The 14,315-nt window shown below is 62.5% G+C and carries 18 protein-coding genes and 1 riboswitch; of the genes, 2 read left to right on the forward strand and 16 right to left on the reverse strand.

The window, feature by feature from the left end; all coding sequences use genetic code 11:
* Positions 1-82 precede the first annotated feature (82 nt).
* Positions 83-955, forward strand: coding sequence for a tRNA glutamyl-Q(34) synthetase GluQRS (gene gluQRS, locus ACQ66J_RS04445; protein WP_430430641.1), 873 nt, complete (start codon positions 83-85; stop codon positions 953-955).
* Here the strand turns inward: gluQRS and ACQ66J_RS04450 are convergent.
* The 6 genes from ACQ66J_RS04450 to ACQ66J_RS04475 form a co-directional block, all read right to left on the reverse strand.
* Positions 952-2,199 carry a TCR/Tet family MFS transporter gene (locus tag ACQ66J_RS04450; RefSeq protein WP_430430642.1) on the reverse strand — a complete coding sequence of 416 codons (1,248 nt, stop codon included), beginning with the start codon at positions 2,197-2,199 and terminating at the stop codon, positions 952-954. The genes gluQRS and ACQ66J_RS04450 overlap by 4 nt on opposite strands.
* A gap of 80 nt (positions 2,200-2,279) precedes the next feature.
* The gene (locus ACQ66J_RS04455) at positions 2,280-4,262 is read right to left on the reverse strand and encodes an alpha/beta fold hydrolase (protein WP_430430643.1); all 1,983 of its coding nucleotides are present in this window, start codon (positions 4,260-4,262) and stop codon (positions 2,280-2,282) included.
* 83 nt (positions 4,263-4,345) lie between these two features.
* Positions 4,346-5,392 carry a DUF481 domain-containing protein gene (locus ACQ66J_RS04460; RefSeq protein WP_430430644.1) on the reverse strand — a complete coding sequence of 349 codons (1,047 nt, stop codon included), beginning with the start codon at positions 5,390-5,392 and terminating at the stop codon, positions 4,346-4,348.
* An 11-nt stretch (positions 5,393-5,403) separates the two neighbouring features.
* Positions 5,404-5,775: a hypothetical protein gene (locus ACQ66J_RS04465; RefSeq protein ID WP_430430645.1), complete on the reverse strand. Its 372-nt coding sequence runs from the start codon at positions 5,773-5,775 to the stop codon at positions 5,404-5,406.
* Positions 5,776-5,909: 134 nt separating this feature from the next.
* Positions 5,910-6,338: a hypothetical protein gene (locus ACQ66J_RS04470; protein ID WP_430430646.1), complete on the reverse strand. Its 429-nt coding sequence runs from the start codon at positions 6,336-6,338 to the stop codon at positions 5,910-5,912.
* Between the two features lie 62 nt (positions 6,339-6,400).
* Complete coding sequence (locus ACQ66J_RS04475) at positions 6,401-6,880, reverse strand: hypothetical protein (RefSeq protein ID WP_430430647.1); 480 nt, start codon at positions 6,878-6,880, stop codon at positions 6,401-6,403.
* Positions 6,881-7,070: 190 nt separating this feature from the next.
* On the opposite strand from ACQ66J_RS04475, the gene ACQ66J_RS04480 reads away from it, so the two are divergent.
* Positions 7,071-7,193: a hypothetical protein gene (locus ACQ66J_RS04480; protein ID WP_375548281.1), complete on the forward strand. Its 123-nt coding sequence runs from the start codon at positions 7,071-7,073 to the stop codon at positions 7,191-7,193.
* 48 nt (positions 7,194-7,241) lie between these two features.
* Here the strand turns inward: ACQ66J_RS04480 and ACQ66J_RS04485 are convergent, their stop codons facing one another.
* The 10 genes from ACQ66J_RS04485 to ACQ66J_RS04530 all read right to left on the reverse strand — a co-directional run bounded on the left by ACQ66J_RS04485 (position 7,242) and on the right by ACQ66J_RS04530 (position 14,315).
* Positions 7,242-7,643 (reverse strand): hypothetical protein, encoded by a 402-nt coding sequence (locus ACQ66J_RS04485; protein WP_430430648.1) that lies wholly within the window; start codon positions 7,641-7,643, stop codon positions 7,242-7,244.
* Positions 7,644-7,645: 2 nt separating this feature from the next.
* Complete coding sequence (locus ACQ66J_RS04490) at positions 7,646-8,524, reverse strand: thioredoxin family protein (protein ID WP_430430649.1); 879 nt, start codon at positions 8,522-8,524, stop codon at positions 7,646-7,648.
* A gap of 117 nt (positions 8,525-8,641) precedes the next feature.
* Positions 8,642-9,031: a hypothetical protein gene (locus tag ACQ66J_RS04495; RefSeq protein WP_430430650.1), complete on the reverse strand. Its 390-nt coding sequence runs from the start codon at positions 9,029-9,031 to the stop codon at positions 8,642-8,644.
* Positions 9,028-9,399, reverse strand: coding sequence for a hypothetical protein (locus ACQ66J_RS04500; protein WP_430430651.1), 372 nt, complete (start codon positions 9,397-9,399; stop codon positions 9,028-9,030). Before ACQ66J_RS04500 ends, ACQ66J_RS04495 begins: the two co-directional genes overlap by 4 nt.
* A gap of 767 nt (positions 9,400-10,166) precedes the next feature.
* Entirely contained in the window at positions 10,167-10,562 is a 396-nt protein-coding gene (locus ACQ66J_RS04505) for a GIY-YIG nuclease family protein (protein WP_430430652.1), read from the reverse strand.
* A gap of 100 nt (positions 10,563-10,662) precedes the next feature.
* Complete coding sequence (gene thiC, locus ACQ66J_RS04510; protein WP_430430653.1) at positions 10,663-12,555, reverse strand: phosphomethylpyrimidine synthase ThiC; 1,893 nt, start codon at positions 12,553-12,555, stop codon at positions 10,663-10,665.
* Between the two features lie 40 nt (positions 12,556-12,595).
* A complete protein-coding gene (locus ACQ66J_RS04515) occupies positions 12,596-12,976 on the reverse strand; it encodes an MmcQ/YjbR family DNA-binding protein (RefSeq protein ID WP_430430654.1) in 381 nt (126 codons plus the stop codon).
* Positions 12,972-13,076: riboswitch (TPP riboswitch) on the reverse strand. It overlaps the preceding gene by 5 nt.
* Before the next feature lie 178 nt (positions 13,077-13,254).
* The gene (locus ACQ66J_RS04520; protein WP_375548272.1) at positions 13,255-13,545 is read right to left on the reverse strand and encodes a RebB family R body protein; all 291 of its coding nucleotides are present in this window, start codon (positions 13,543-13,545) and stop codon (positions 13,255-13,257) included.
* Positions 13,546-13,646: 101 nt separating this feature from the next.
* A complete protein-coding gene (locus tag ACQ66J_RS04525) occupies positions 13,647-13,901 on the reverse strand; it encodes a hypothetical protein (RefSeq protein WP_430430655.1) in 255 nt (84 codons plus the stop codon).
* A gap of 12 nt (positions 13,902-13,913) precedes the next feature.
* Positions 13,914-14,315: a hypothetical protein gene (locus ACQ66J_RS04530; RefSeq protein WP_430430656.1), complete on the reverse strand. Its 402-nt coding sequence runs from the start codon at positions 14,313-14,315 to the stop codon at positions 13,914-13,916.

Raw genomic sequence — 14,315 nt, forward strand, 5'->3', positions numbered from 1 at the left:
GTGCTGCGCGATCATAGAGCGCTGACCGGGCAGGAAAACCCCAAGTCTCGCACTCACATCAGCGCGGTGATATCAGAAGCGCATGAGCGCTTTCCTGACCCGTTTCGCCCCCTCGCCCACCGGCTTTCTGCATCTGGGGCACGCCTTCTCGGCGCTGACCACGTTTGACGCGGCGCGGATGGCGGGCGGGACGTGTCTGTTGCGGATTGAGGATATCGACACGACGCGCTGCAAGCCCGAGTTCGAGATGGCGGTGATTGAGGATTTGCATTGGCTGGGATGCGACTGGCCTGAGCCCGTGCGCCGACAGAGCGACAATTTCTCAGAATATCACGCCGTGCTGGATCAACTCGCAGAGCGCGGCCTCGTCTATCGCTGTTTCAAGACAAGGCGGGAAATCGCCGACGACATCGCCCGCGCGCCGCACCATCCCGGCGAAGGCCCTGAAGGGGTGATCTATCCCGGCCCGTCTGAGCCGATCAGCGCGGACGAGGAGGCCGAGCGGCTGGAGGCGGGGGAGGCGTTCTCCTGGCGGCTCTCCATCACCGCTTGCCGCGATCATCTTGGCGCCCGGTTTGACCGAATGACATTCATCGAAACCGGTGAAGGCCCGGACGGCGAGACCGGCGAGGTACAAGCCCGCCCTGAAACACTGGGCGATGTGATCCTGGGCCGCAAGGATGTGGGCACGAGCTATCACCTCGCGTGCACCCAGGATGATGCGCTTCAGGGCGTGACCCATGTGATCCGCGGCGTGGATCTGTTTTTCGCCACGCATCTTCATCGCCTGCTTCAGGAGCTGATGGGCTGGCCGGTCCCGGTCTATCGCCATCACCCTCTGATGCTCGATCAGAGCGGCAAGCGCTTCGCCAAGCGTGACCAGTCGCTGACCTTGCGCGCCTTGCGAGAAGCGGGCGAGACGCCGGACAGCCTGCGCAAGCGAGTGGGGCTTTAGCCGCCCGTCTGGCGTTTTCTCACCACGAACAGCGTCAGCGCGATGATGTTGAACACCGCCGCCATCACAAACGGCGCGCCCGGAAACACCAGCCCGCCCACCCCTTGCTGAAACGCGAAGAAGAGCTGGGTGTAGATCAGCGGGCTGAGGATCAACACGATCGCGCCCAGTCCCGACAAACCGCCCTGAAGCTCGCCCTGGGCGTCGGGCGGGGTGCGCTCTGTCATCACCTTCTGAAGCGCGGGGCCCTCCATCCCTGTGAACAAGGCGGGCAAGAGCCACAGATACAGCACCCAGGGCGATGGCGCCGTCGCGAGGCCGATCAGGGCGACCGCTTCCAGCGCGAAGGCGATCCAGATCACCCGGCGCTCGCCGATCCGGGGCATCAGGAAGGGCGTCACCACAGCCTGACAGACCACGAACAGCACGCCATAGGCCACCAGAGAGACGCCAATCTCGCCTTCCGTCCAGTCAAACTTGGCGATGCCCACATAGGCCCAGACCGCCGGATACACAAAGCCTGCCAGCTGAGACAGGAAGTAGACCCAGACCAGGACGCCGAGCCCCTCCGCCCGGCGCAAGCGCATCAGCGTGGCGATGGGGTTTGACCGTTTCCAGGAGAAGGGGCGTCGGCTTTCGGGTTTGAGCGATTCTGGCACCACGAACCAGCCATAGAGGGCGTTGATCCCGGCCAGCGCCGCCGCCGCAAAGAAGGGCGCGCGAGGGCTCAATTCCCCCAGCACCCCCCCGAGCCCCGGCCCCAATACGAAGCCCGCCCCCATGGCCGCGCCTAGAAGCCCGAACCGGCGCGCACGTTGTTCCGGCGTGGAGATATCGGCGATATAGGCGTTGGCGGTGGAATGGGTGGCGGCGAAAACGCCAGACAATAAGCGCGCGATGAAGAACACCACCAGCGCATGCGCCAATCCCATCAGCATGAAATCAATCATCAGGGCGGTGAGCGATAACAAGAGCACCGGACGCCGCCCGAACCGGTCAGAGAGCCCGCCAATGATGGGCGAGAAGACGAACTGCATCAGCGCGAAGACAAAGGTCGCCAGCCCGCCCCAGCGCGCCGCCTCACCCACGCCGCCCCCCGTCAACTCCATCAGGAGGGTCGGCAGAACTGGAATGATCAGAGCAAAGCCCAGCGCATCAATCGCCACAGTCCCCGTGATGAACACGGTGGCGGCGGCGCGGGGCGCAGGTTTCACTTCGGCAGGATCAAGCGAGTTCTGGGTCATGCCTGTCTATGCGCCCAGCGCTGCGCCCGCCGCAAGCTCAGAAATCGCCGCCCTAGTGTATAATGAACGAAGTCCAGCGATCAGTCAGCGTCGGCGAGCTCCAGCACCTCTTCCAGGAACTCAGCCTGACGGCGGTAATAGAACAGCTGGTTGGACAGCTTGCGCCAGCCATGCCCCTCATCAGGAATACGGATGAAATCCGCCCGCACGCCGTTCTCGCGCAAGGTGCGCACCATCACTTCTGTCTCATAAATGTCGATGCGCGGATCCATGACGCCGTGGGAATACAGCACGGGCACATTGATCTGGTCGGCCTGACGGATGGGTGAGTTCTCGGTGTAGTACTCACGCCAGCGCGGCTCTGTGATATCGCCATATTCAATCCGGTCAGAGGCCTTCAGCCCGGGCGAAGCGATATCAAGCGCCGTCACCCAGTCCGCCACGCCGTAGAGCGACGCGCCTGCTGCAAAATGACCGGGAAAATTCGCCAGCACCGCGTTCACGGCGTAACCGCCATAAGAACCGCCGACGACCGCGGCGCGGTCCGCGTCAACCCGGTCGTCCTCGGCCAGCCAGTTGAGCATGTCCACCAGATCCGCAATGGATTCCAGACGGTTTTCGCGATCATCCAGCGTCACATAGGTATGCCCGAAACCCGTAGACCCGCGCACATTGGGCTCAAACACCGCCATGCCCCGATCCACGTGATACTGGACCACCGCATCAAAGGTCGGCCGCGATTGCGCAGTCGGGCCGCCATGGACAAAAAAGACCACCGGCGGCAGGCCGTCGCTGGGCCGCGAGCTGTCGTCGGGCAGATACAGAAGACCTTGCAGCTCAACCCCGTCGCGCGCTGTGATGCGCACATCTTCGGGGCGCACCAGACGGTCCGCATCCAGCCCCGCCATGGAGGCGGTAAACGTGTCAAAGACCGCGCCGGTCGCCATATCCCACAGCTGGAATCCGCCCGGCGTCCGCCAGCCGTTCACATTGATCAGGATGCGGCTGGACTGATCAGTGCAGCTGACGCCGTATACGCCCTCGGCCAGCGCCGGGGTTTCAAGCATTTCTCCGCTGGCCAGATCCTTGGCGTGCAGACGTGAATAGCCGCCCTCATTGACGGTCCAGACCAGATAGCGGTCATCCTCGCCGCACAAATCCACGCTTTCAATATCGTGCTCAGCCGTCTCGATGACGCTGAACGAATTGGTCCAGACGTCAAACTTCATCAAGGCGCTGTATTCGCGCTCCCGGTTCGAGACGAGGTAGAAGCTTGAGGAGTCGTCCTGCCAGGCGATCGAGCCATGCGCGGCGCGGCGGTCGGGCGCTGAAATCGGAGTGAATTCGCCATTGGCCAGATTGAGCAAGGCGAGATCATTTGAGTCCTCGCCGCGAGACTGGCTGACCGTCACATAGCGGCCATCCGGCGACATGGCGCCTGGATAGTTCGCGAACGAACCTTCATAGATCATCGCTTGGTCGCCGGTCTCGAGATTGGCGACATAAATGTCGAAATCGAGATTGTTGCGCGCGGTCGAGGCGAAGACGATGGTTTCTCCGTCCGCGCCGAAATCACCGAACACCCGGAAAGCGCCCGCTTCGGCGGGAAAGACCTGGCGCTCGTTCAGACCGTCTGAGGAAATGCGGTAATAGGCCTCTTGCTCATTCCCGTCATTGTCGGCGCCGTAGATCAAGCTCTCGCCGTCCGGAGACCAGCGAAAAAAAGTGATCCCATTGCCATAGGTCAGGCGCGTGGGCTGACCGCCCTCAGCCGGCATGATCCAGAGCTGCGGCTCGCCGGTGATCGACCAGCGGAACGCTGCGAGCGAGCCGTCCGGGGACAGCTGCGCGCCGCCGGCTGCGCCGTTCGCGGCCAGCAGATAGCGTGCGATATCAGCGGGGTCTTCGCCCGCCAGGCCAATGCTGACGGCTTCATCGGTGGGAGACAGAGCCTCAAGGCTTTGATCATAGCCCGATTGGCCGCCCGCAGTCTGGGCGATCGCTACGTCCCAGGATCCGAACATGGCCGGGCCTGCCAGCAAAAGTGTGAGCAGCCGTATCATACGCATCCCCTGTCCATTTCCGCACGCAAATGGAAGGTTACGGGCAAACACTTCAGGCGGGAAGGTCCCTTGCGCAATTCGCGCTAGAAGCCATACAGCAAGGACACGTCCAACCGCGTATCGGTCGGCTCGAAGCCGGGCTCGGTTTCGAATTCGTGCTCAATATGAAGCCCGGTCTGCACGGCCCAGTGACCAAACAGACGGTTTGTCAGGGTGAAACGTTGGTCCACCTTGGAGCCGCCGCCGCCATACACGGTGGTCCTGGATTCAAACCGGCTGGTGTCGCTGATCTGGAACGTCAGATCAGACGCAGCTTCCGCCACCCAATCCCCCAGGCTTTCGCCGCTGCCAGCGCGCTCACGCCAGCGATGGCCAACGCCTGCGCGCAGCTCAAGACCCAGACGGTCGCCGTCAATGGCGTGCCAGACCCCGCCCGCCGTCGCAAAGGCGGATTGTTCATAAGCGCCGACCAGATCGCGCTCATACGATCCGCCTGCATAATAGCCATATCCCGAATCCAGCGCGCGGGAGATACGGCTTTCCGCCAGCCAGTTGTCGCGACTTGTCCGATCGCCATGCTCGGTCAGGAAATACTCAAACTGATTGTCCACGCGCCAGCCATGCGGCAATTGACGATCCAGCTCGACCGCGAACGAGAAATCAATCAGCTCAGAATTGCCGTTCTCAACCTGTACGCCGGCGCGGATCTGCCCGGACCACAACTCACCGTGAAGCGCCCGGATCGGAGCGGCGAGCCAGCCGCCAGACCCTTCAGGCGCGCCCGACAGCGCCACCGGCGCGCCGCCAAGGGAGCGTTGCTCATGTTCAGGTTCGGCGTCAGCCGCGGGTGCGCGTTCTCCCTCAGGTGCAGGCTCAGGAAGCGGCCAGTCGCTGAGCGCGCCGGCCCGGCTGGGCAAATGCGCGATGACATCGGCATGCACCGCCGCCCGACCGCCCGGAACCAGCACAGCCACCATATCCGCGGTCTCTAAAAACCGCGCGTCGTCGATGTCTCGCCTGTCCGCTTCAGCCAGCAGATTGCGATAGGCGGGCGGAATCTCGGCGAAGGCTGCCGCGCTCGACAGAGCCATCGCCAGACAGGCGAGAACACATTGGAATACGGATCGCATGATTATGCCTGCTACTCGGTGCGCATTACGGGACCAAGGGTGAACCAGCACACATCCTGGCTATCCCCGACCTGCAGCTCAGGCCAACCGTCGGGACAGTCCGCGGAAAAGGCTTCACTTAATCTGGCGTCCGCCTCGGCGCATGCATTCTTGCTCGTACTCAGCACAATCTGGTCGCCGTCAACGCGCCACTCCAACCGCACGTCCGCCATGCAAAACATAAGATCCTGCCGCAGCTCGGCGCCGCCGGATGTGGGGCCTTCCCCAAAGAAGACAGAGCCAAACTCACCCAGTTCATAGCTTTGACCAGCAAGGCTGAGCCCCGCCTCGCCCTGATTGACGAGCGCCCAACTCGCCAACAGCCCGATCATCCATGCACACATGTCACGCCCCCTTCAGCTCAATTGCCCGAAAGGCTTGCACAGTCAGGGTTAAGATCACGCTTATCAGCGCGAAAGCGAATGGTGAGATAGGGCTTGAAACGAGCGAGATGACGCCGCGCCGGTCCGCCGCAAGCTTATTCGATCCGCGTGATCCGCCAGGCGAGATCGCCGCCATCCGGCCCGAGCCAGCAGACGCCGGTGGCTTCCCAATCGCCGCCGACGGAGGTGATGTCTTCACCGATGGGGTAATCCGGCCAGCTGCGACATACCGGACGGTCGCCATACGGATCCATCCAGAAAATGTCGGCGTCGACATAGAAGCGGCCATTATTGGTTTCACTCCACTCCGTCGACCAGGGGTCGCTGCCCATGGCGTCAGAAATGCCGGACACCGTGACTGAACCCCCCTCTTCAAGGCGGATGGTCGCGGTGTCGCCGACACGCGCTAAATCGGTATTGCGGGTCGCCACAGCCTGAAAGACCTGGCCGGCCGGGCCGTCATTAGCGAAGGCGCACGGCGCCAGAAGGCCCAGCGCGAGGCTGGCGATGATCGTCTTTTTCATAAGCTTTTCCTGTTCCCGCCGCTCGAGCGCGGCCGTATTTGCACCGTGAAAGGGGTGAAGCGCTACTGCGTCCGGGTCACCGAAAGCACATTGGAGTTCGTGATCCAGCACAGGTCCGAAGGCGCCGCGCTTGCCCCCACTTCAATGTGCGGCCAGGACTCGCAGTCGACCTCGCTCTGACCATTCGCGAGAAGTTGAAAGGCCGGTCGTGGCGGCAATTCTTCGCCTTCATAGCCCGGATCCGCGGCATCGCCCTGAATGGAGATCCGGCCGTCGCCCGCGGCGTCCCAAGAGCCGGTTCCGCCCGGTTGGTCGGCGCCGCCAATGCCCGTTTCGGTGTAGCTGTCGATCAGAAAGTCGCCGAACGAGAAATAGATCGCAGCGCCATAGACGGGCGAGGCGTCGCCAAATTCGACCCGGTAGACCTGGTTGAGCGGTGATGCGCTCTCATCCTGTCGCGCCAGCGCGCTCCCGCTGTTGACCGTAACGATCAGTGCGAGGCTGATGAATGCGCCGCCTAAAGCCTTCAAGTTCGATGTCATGCCGTTCCCCCAGTCCAGTTCTGATGGGCACAGACTAGGCGACAGGTCTTTAAGATCATGTGAGCATCGCGCGTCTTCATTCAGACAGGCCAGCGAAGCTCGCCCCTGAATACGCATATCTAATACTCCCGATGCAGCGTATCATGGCGTGAGCGCATCCGCTGGATGCCCCCGTGCGAAGGAGCACACCATGGCCAAAGGCCAGAAACGATCCAACAAGGAAATCAAGAAACCCAAGGCCGACAAAAAGGCCGCAGCCAAGGCGCTCTCACCGACCTCGGTCGGCGGCGTCATGGACCGCAGCCGCAAATAGGCCCTGAAGAAGCCGCGCCCCGGCAAGGCGCGGCTTTAATCTGACAGGTTATTCGACCCGCTGATACGTGCCGTCCGAGCTGTCACCCGTCCACCAGCAGGGCGGTTCGTCGAAATACTCGCCCACGTCCATCTCCGGCCAGTGCTCGCAGCGAACGCTGTCGGTTCCTCGCGCAAAGAGCGGCAGGTCCTCGCCCGTGATCGTCACAGCGCCCTCCGCATCCTGGATCCATTGCCCGGCCCGGCCCTGCGCAAGCGGCGGATGGGTTCCGTTATAATCCAGGCTCAACGTCCCATCCTCGCCAAAGCGGACGCGATATGCGCTCCAGCCGCCGGGACTTCCCATCTGGTAGATTTCACCGGCTGGAGAGGGCGGCGTATCCTGCGCCATGGCGGGCGCCACGCATATGAGCGCGGACGCCAGTGCAAGCCCCAATCGCGTTCGCATCATGCTCACTCCCTGTCTTGAACCGGTTGCGTGTGGTCGCGGGCCAGCGCGTCCGCCGTCTCAGCGTCTTGCGAGACGAGCCGCGCCAGCAGATCCATGTCGATGCCTGAAACTCGTTCGATGACCGCCGCCGTCAAATCCTCGGCGGGGGTTACGCCCAGCGCTTCCAGATCAGCCGTGTCCGCGATCTCAACCTCTTGCGCCTCGGCCACGCGCCCCATGCCCAAACGCGCGATGGAGCGGGCCATGCCGCTTGCAAACATACGGGCGCGGGCGGCGCCCACCTCGCTCATCTCGCCCGCCGTCTGACGCGCCTCAATCTCTGTGAGGGCCTGGACATAAGGCGGCCAGGCCTGCGCAATCGCGCCCAGATCTGCGTCTGAAACGAGAGCCTCGCCCTCAGCCTCAGCGCCGGCATAGCGGCTGAGATAGATCGCCACATCGGACAGGGCGGCGCTGTCCGCCGTGCGCCAGTCATGGGCGGTCAGCCCGTTCTGCAGCACGCCTGCGCCATCGCTGATCACCAGGGTGGGCGTGCCGAAACTTTCACCCAATCCGAAACGCTGAAGCTGGTCCTGATTGCGATGACGCTGGCCCACATCCACGCGCACCAGCACGTAATACTCCGCGATCAGGGTTGAGAGCTGCGCATCGTCTTCAAGCTTGCCCGCCAGCCCCCGGCTGTCATGACACCAGTCCGCGCCAAACAGGATCAAAGCCTGCTTGTCATCGTCACGCGCTTGGGCCAGCGCCGCATCGATCACCGACGCCGCATCTGCGCCTTCTGTGTAATCGGGCGCAGGATGGTCATGTTGCGCCCAAGCGCCGCCCCCCAGTACGCTGGCCGCAAGCCCGGTCAGCACGAGACGCATGATCTTCAGCATTCAGGCATTCCCTTCCATGTGTCGTCCGCAGGTCGACGACCGATCCGCATCCGGTTTTATTGCGTGCGATCAATGCGCGGCGGCGCGCTCGATGAGCCAAACGCCATCGCCCGGCGCTCAATCCACGCGCAAAACATGGATGGTCTCGCCACCCATCGGGGTCAGCCAGCACGGGTTGATCACCGTCTCGCCGGGCGCGATCACGGGCCAAGCCTGACATTCATCCATCCAGACCAAGGATTCAATCGGCGACTCAATGGAGATGCTGACAAAGCCCTCGTCGGGAATGCGCCAGGAGCCCGTATCCCTGAGTTCCTCACATCTGGTCGTCGTGACGCCAAAATCCGCACCGGCCTCGTAAGGCAGGAACACAATCTGACACTCTCCCACCCCCGCGACATCGAAAGTATAGCTTTCCCCCTCCGGCGAAGGTCGCGCCGGGGCGTCCTGAGCCAACGCAGCGGCGGGGGTCGCGATCAACGCAAGGCTTGCAAGGAGCTGTTTCATCGAATCCTCATCACCAGAGCATGCTCGCGCAAATCCACTTCCATCCAGCAGACATCTTGCATGGTTTCGCCCTCCGCGATCTCCGGCCAGCGCGTGCAGTCATTGGACAAGAACTGCTCGACATCACCGGTAAAGTGCGGCGCGCCGCTGCTCATCTCGATCACGCCTTCACGCAGGAACGCCCCACCATCACAGCTGAACATGAAAGCCAGCTCGTAATCGATTTCGAGCATGCAGCGCTCGTCCTCGAAAGTGATCGTATAAGACTGTCCTGCGGGTGAAGCGCCCGCCTCATCGGCGTAGGCGCCGCCCAGCGCCATCACACCCAGCGCCAGCCCCGCCGCAGTGGTTTTCAGTAATGATGTCATGGCTGCCCCCTCTGCCCGTTTATGAAGCCTGCGCGATCCGGGATGAAGGGGGCGTGAATGGCGACCGATCTCTTTGATTGTGTGGGGCAAGGAGGCCTTGAGGCGGCGCGGTTAACACGCCGCAGGTTTACCCCGCACGGAGCTGTCCGGCAGGGTGGCGGGAGCGCGCGAGACTGTCGTCTTCGGCCGGCGAGGCCGGCAAGCAGCAAGGCACAGCGAGGTCCGACGAGTCCCGCGCGCGAGCATGTTATCCGGCGTGGGGCCGGGCGCAGTAACGCGCCTGATTACGCCGATCCGATATGAAGGGCCGGGGCGGATGGCGCCCCGGTTGATCCCTTTTCAAGCCTTACCCCTGACGCTTGGTCTCTGAGATCCTGCCCTGGCGAGTCATGTCATCCAGAACACATCCGATCAGATCCCGTCCGTACAGACCGTCACAGGCTGCTTCATACCTGACCGGACCCCACACGCGCCGCCGTCAGCGCGCCTGTCCGCTCTTTTACGACAGGGTGCGAACCCGCCGCTCGAGGCATGCCCCCTCCCCGAACCTGTCAAGACGCCTCCGGACACGCCCCACCCTCAGGGAAGTGCGCGCAGCTTAAAGCGTGGGGGATGGGGTGGGGATAAGGGGGACTCTTACCCCTGTCTCCTCTTTCCCGGCGAAGGCCGGGACCCAGAGATCATCAGGCGTTAACGTTTAACGGCTCTGGGCCCCGGCCTTCGCCGGGGAAGAGAAGGTAGGTGGGAGCGAAACTGTGAGCGCTATTTCACACCAATCCCTCATACAAATCCGCCCATGTGGGATTGTGTTCCTCAATCAAGCGCAGTTTCCAGACGCGTTTCCAGCGCTTGATTCGATGCTCGCGCTGGATAGCGCTGTCCATGACATCGTGATGCTCAAACCAGACGAGATTATGGACGGCGTATTTTGCAGTAAAACGTGAACCCACGCCCTGCCGATGCTCCCAGACCCGTTTGATAAGATCGCCTGTGGAGCCGCAATAAAGCGTGCCGTTGCGACCGCTGGCGAGAAGATAGACACAAGGCGAAACCATATTCGCGTTATAGGGGATTTCAAACTTCCTCTCACCCCATTTTCCCCTTCTTCCTCTTTCCCGGCGAAGGCCGGGATCCAGAGCCTTGGAACGCCTGCGCTTGTCCACTCTGGATCCCCGCCTGCGCGGGGAAAGAGAAGGTGGAAGACGAAGCAAAAAAGGCCGGGCAAACGCCCGGCCTTTTCCATTCCCGCAAGCGCCACCCGCCCTAATCAATCGGTTCGCGCTTCTCGCCTTTGTCGTTGAGATAAATCTCACTCCCCTTCGCCTTGAACTCCTCGGCCTTCTCGGCCATGCCCTGGTCGACCTCTTCGGCGGCGAGGGAGGTGTTGGGGGAGCGAGCGGAGCCGAACTCGTCGCGGATTTCCTGGGTGATCTTCATCGAGCAGAATTTCGGCCCGCACATGGAGCAGAAATGGGCGACCTTGTGCGCTTCTTTCGGCAGGGTCTGGTCGTGGAAATCGCGGGCGGTGTCAGGATCGAGCGAGAGGTTGAACTGGTCTTCCCAGCGGAATTCGAACCTAGCCCGCGACAGCGCGTCATCGCGGAGTTTCGCCGCCGGATGGCCCTTGGCGAGGTCTGCCGCGTGGGCGGCGATCTTGTAGGTGATCACGCCCACTTTCACGTCATCGCGGTCGGGCAGGCCCAGATGCTCTTTCGGCGTCACATAGCAGAGCATGGCGCAGCCGAACCAGCCGATCATCGCCGCGCCGATGCCGGACGTGATGTGGTCATAGCCCGGCGCGATATCGGTGGTGAGCGGGCCGAGCGTGTAGAACGGCGCCTCGCCACAGGTTTCGAGCTGCTTGTCCATATTGGCCTTGATCTTGTGCATGGGCACATGGCCCGGCCCTTCGATCATCACCTGACAGCCCTTCTTCCAGGCGATCTGCGTCAGCTCGCCCAGGGTTTCGAGCTCGGCGAACTGGGCGCGGTCATTGGCGTCGGCGATGGAGCCGGGGCGCAGGCCATCGCCCAAGCTGAAGGAGACGTCATAGGCGCGCATGATGTCGCAAATCTCGTCAAAGCGCTCATAGAGGAAGCTCTCCTTATGGTGCGCGAGGCACCATTTCGCCATGATCGAGCCGCCGCGCGACACGATGCCCGTCACCCGGTCCGCCGTCATCGGCACATAGGCCAGGCGCACCCCGGCATGGATGGTGAAATAATCCACCCCCTGCTCGGCCTGTTCGATCAGCGTGTCGGCGAAGATGTCAAAGGTCAGGTCCTCAGCCACGCCGCCGACTTTTTCCAGCGCCTGATAGATCGGCACGGTGCCGATGGGCACGGGCGAATTGCGCAATATCCATTCGCGGGTGTTGTGGATGTTCTTGCCGGTGGAGAGATCCATCACCGTGTCGCCGCCCCAGCGGATCGACCAGACCATCTTGTCCACCTCTTCCTCGACTGAGGAGGCGACGGCGGAATTGCCGATATTGGCGTTGATCTTCACCAGGAAGTTCCGCCCGATCACCATGGGTTCGAGCTCGCCATGATTGATATTGGCGGGGATGATGGCGCGGCCGCGGGCGATCTCGTCGCGGACAAATTCCGGCGTCACAAATTCCGGCACCGACGCGCCAAAGCTTTCGCCATCCGCATGGCGGATTTTCGCGTCGTGCAGCGCCTGGGCGCGACCGAGATTTTCACGCTCGGCGGCGTAGATCATCTCATCGGTGATGATCCCGGCTTTCGCAAACTCATACTGGGTGACCGGCGCCGGGCCGACGCCGCGCAAGGGCGTGTGACGGACCGGGAAGGCGCGGGCGAGATATTTGCCCGTGGCGCCGCCATTATCGAGCGGGCTCAATTCGCGGCCCTGATATTCCTCCACGCCGCCGCGGGCCTTGACCCAGTCTATACGCGTGCGCGGCAGGCCCTTTTCGACGTCAATGGTCTGGCTCGGGTCGGTATAGGGGCCCGAACAGTCATAGACGCGCACCGGCGGCTCCATCGCCGTGGGATGAAGCTCGATCTCGCGATGGGGCACCTTCAGATGCGGCGCGGCCTTGGGCGAGGTGTAAACGCGGGACGAGCCCGCCAGCGGGCCCGTGGTCACGGTCGGGGTCGGAAATTCGGCCTGGTTGGTGGGCTTGTTCATGAGAGGGGCTTTCACAAGAGAGGTGAGGGGGAGCGGGCTGCTAGAGGTCCAGCAAGCCAAGTTCGGTGCGGCGCTTCTTGGTCAGCCCTTGCGCGGCAAGGGCGTGAGAGGCGCGCAGATGATCTTTGAGTTCGGTATCGGAGACAGCGGCGTCGGTCAGACGCTGGATCCAGGTCATTCCGCGACTGGCGAGATAGGGCGCGGGGCGACAGCCCTCGGCGTCGCGCAGCACTTCATAGACAATGTCAGAGCATTTGAAGGTGATGGCGAGCGGGCCGTCTGAGTCCGGCCACATGCCGATGGCGAAGACCTTCCCCTTCTCAAGCCCGCCCACTTTCCACACATGGGCGCCGCCCCACTGGATCACATGATCCGTATGAGGAAGGGAGTCGCAGAACTCATTATACTCGTCGAGCGTCATCGCGCTGCTCCATCCCGCCGCCGGCATGACCCGGATCCGGTCCTGAGGGTGACGTCTCAGCCCCGCGCGACCTGTGCGCGGGACACCCCTTGGAACTGGTCTTACACTGGCGACGCCCGCCGCGCTTGGCAAGGGTTTGCGTTCATTCGCTCTGGGCAAATGTGCTGTGACCTTGTATAACGAGCGCACAGAAAAAGACCCGCCCGGGTGCATCCGGAGCGGGTCTAAGTCCAAGTCCAATGGAGCCGGCGAGAGCGATCTCGTCGGCTCTGTCGCGTTTAGGTCGAGGAGAAGTTGGCCGAGATCATCCGGGCGACGGCGATGGCGTCGGAGATGGTGTCCACGGAATAGATCTGCATCACGCCTTGGGTGGAAGCGGCCTGGGCGTTGGTGAAGGCGTGCGACTGGGCGTTCACCGCGTTTTCGAACATCAGGCCATGCGAGTGCGCCAGCGCCTGATAGACATTGCCCATCGCCATGGCCGGCGCTTCACCGACCACTTTGACGTTTGACTGGGTCACGGCGTCGGTGACCTGGGAATTCACTTGCTCGTTTGCTACCGTAGACATGTTATATCCTCATTGAGTTTTCGTGGTGAAGTGCAGACCCGATCCCTGTGAGCGGGATCTGCGGGTTTTTCTGTGGCGCTGACGCCCTCAGAAACTTGGGATCAGTCCTGATTGACGCTGACCGACGGGCCGTTATTGGGATTCCAGATGGTCTCCGCGCTGCGGCCGAGCGTCAGGATGTAGGCGACGCAAGTCGCCGTGGTGGCGGCGGCGGTCTGGTTGTTCAGAAGCTGGCTTTGCACATTGCCTTCAAACAGCTTGGCCAGAGAGCTGGCGCTGGCGTTCGTCGCGATGCTTTCGCTGCTGACGACCGACAATTCGTCGATGGTCAGGGTGATCTGCTTGTCTTCGCTCATGATGGTCTCCTTTTAGAATTGAATGCCCGCAAGTTTCTGGGCGATCCGGGCTTCGATCAGACTGGTGCGGCGGGCGATGGAGGCGGACTGTTCCTTCTGGCGGGCGATCGCCGCTTGTTCGAGACGTTGACGCATGGCCGCTTGGTCTGACGCCTGCGCCTCCGTCTGCGTCATTTTCGCCCCCGGCCCGAACCCCGGAATGGGCGGAATATCGATCGGCGTTTGCGGGATCGAGGTTTCGGGAATGGACGGGCCTGGGATTGACGGGTCGGGGATGGGCGGATCGGGTATGACCTCGCCATCGTCCGCCTTCATCGCCTGAATATCCGCCCAGATCTTGTTGAGCACCGCGCTCAAGGGCTCGATCTCCGCCATCACGATCGCGCGGACTTGCTCTTTCATCGCCTGGTTCAT

It is taken from the genome of Oceanicaulis sp. (assembly GCF_965284345.1).
In the GTDB taxonomy this organism is placed as follows: domain Bacteria; phylum Pseudomonadota; class Alphaproteobacteria; order Caulobacterales; family Maricaulaceae; genus Oceanicaulis; species Oceanicaulis alexandrii_A.

Coding starts and splice junctions, on each gene's coding strand:
- gluQRS (WP_430430641.1), top strand. CDS start 83: ATGAGCGCTTTCCTGACCCGTTTCGCCCCCTCGCCCACCGGCTTTCTG.
- ACQ66J_RS04450 (WP_430430642.1), bottom strand. CDS start 2,199: ATGACCCAGAACTCGCTTGATCCTGCCGAAGTGAAACCTGCGCCCCGC.
- ACQ66J_RS04455 (WP_430430643.1), bottom strand. CDS start 4,262: ATGATACGGCTGCTCACACTTTTGCTGGCAGGCCCGGCCATGTTCGGA.
- ACQ66J_RS04460 (WP_430430644.1), bottom strand. CDS start 5,392: ATGCGATCCGTATTCCAATGTGTTCTCGCCTGTCTGGCGATGGCTCTG.
- ACQ66J_RS04465 (WP_430430645.1), bottom strand. CDS start 5,775: ATGTGTGCATGGATGATCGGGCTGTTGGCGAGTTGGGCGCTCGTCAAT.
- ACQ66J_RS04470 (WP_430430646.1), bottom strand. CDS start 6,338: ATGAAAAAGACGATCATCGCCAGCCTCGCGCTGGGCCTTCTGGCGCCG.
- ACQ66J_RS04475 (WP_430430647.1), bottom strand. CDS start 6,880: ATGACATCGAACTTGAAGGCTTTAGGCGGCGCATTCATCAGCCTCGCA.
- ACQ66J_RS04480 (WP_375548281.1), top strand. CDS start 7,071: ATGGCCAAAGGCCAGAAACGATCCAACAAGGAAATCAAGAAACCCAAG.
- ACQ66J_RS04485 (WP_430430648.1), bottom strand. CDS start 7,643: ATGATGCGAACGCGATTGGGGCTTGCACTGGCGTCCGCGCTCATATGC.
- ACQ66J_RS04490 (WP_430430649.1), bottom strand. CDS start 8,524: ATGCTGAAGATCATGCGTCTCGTGCTGACCGGGCTTGCGGCCAGCGTA.
- ACQ66J_RS04495 (WP_430430650.1), bottom strand. CDS start 9,031: ATGAAACAGCTCCTTGCAAGCCTTGCGTTGATCGCGACCCCCGCCGCT.
- ACQ66J_RS04500 (WP_430430651.1), bottom strand. CDS start 9,399: ATGACATCATTACTGAAAACCACTGCGGCGGGGCTGGCGCTGGGTGTG.
- thiC (WP_430430653.1), bottom strand. CDS start 12,555: ATGAACAAGCCCACCAACCAGGCCGAATTTCCGACCCCGACCGTGACC.
- ACQ66J_RS04515 (WP_430430654.1), bottom strand. CDS start 12,976: ATGACGCTCGACGAGTATAATGAGTTCTGCGACTCCCTTCCTCATACG.
- ACQ66J_RS04520 (WP_375548272.1), bottom strand. CDS start 13,545: ATGTCTACGGTAGCAAACGAGCAAGTGAATTCCCAGGTCACCGACGCC.
- ACQ66J_RS04525 (WP_430430655.1), bottom strand. CDS start 13,901: ATGAGCGAAGACAAGCAGATCACCCTGACCATCGACGAATTGTCGGTC.
- ACQ66J_RS04530 (WP_430430656.1), bottom strand. CDS start 14,315: ATGAACCAGGCGATGAAAGAGCAAGTCCGCGCGATCGTGATGGCGGAG.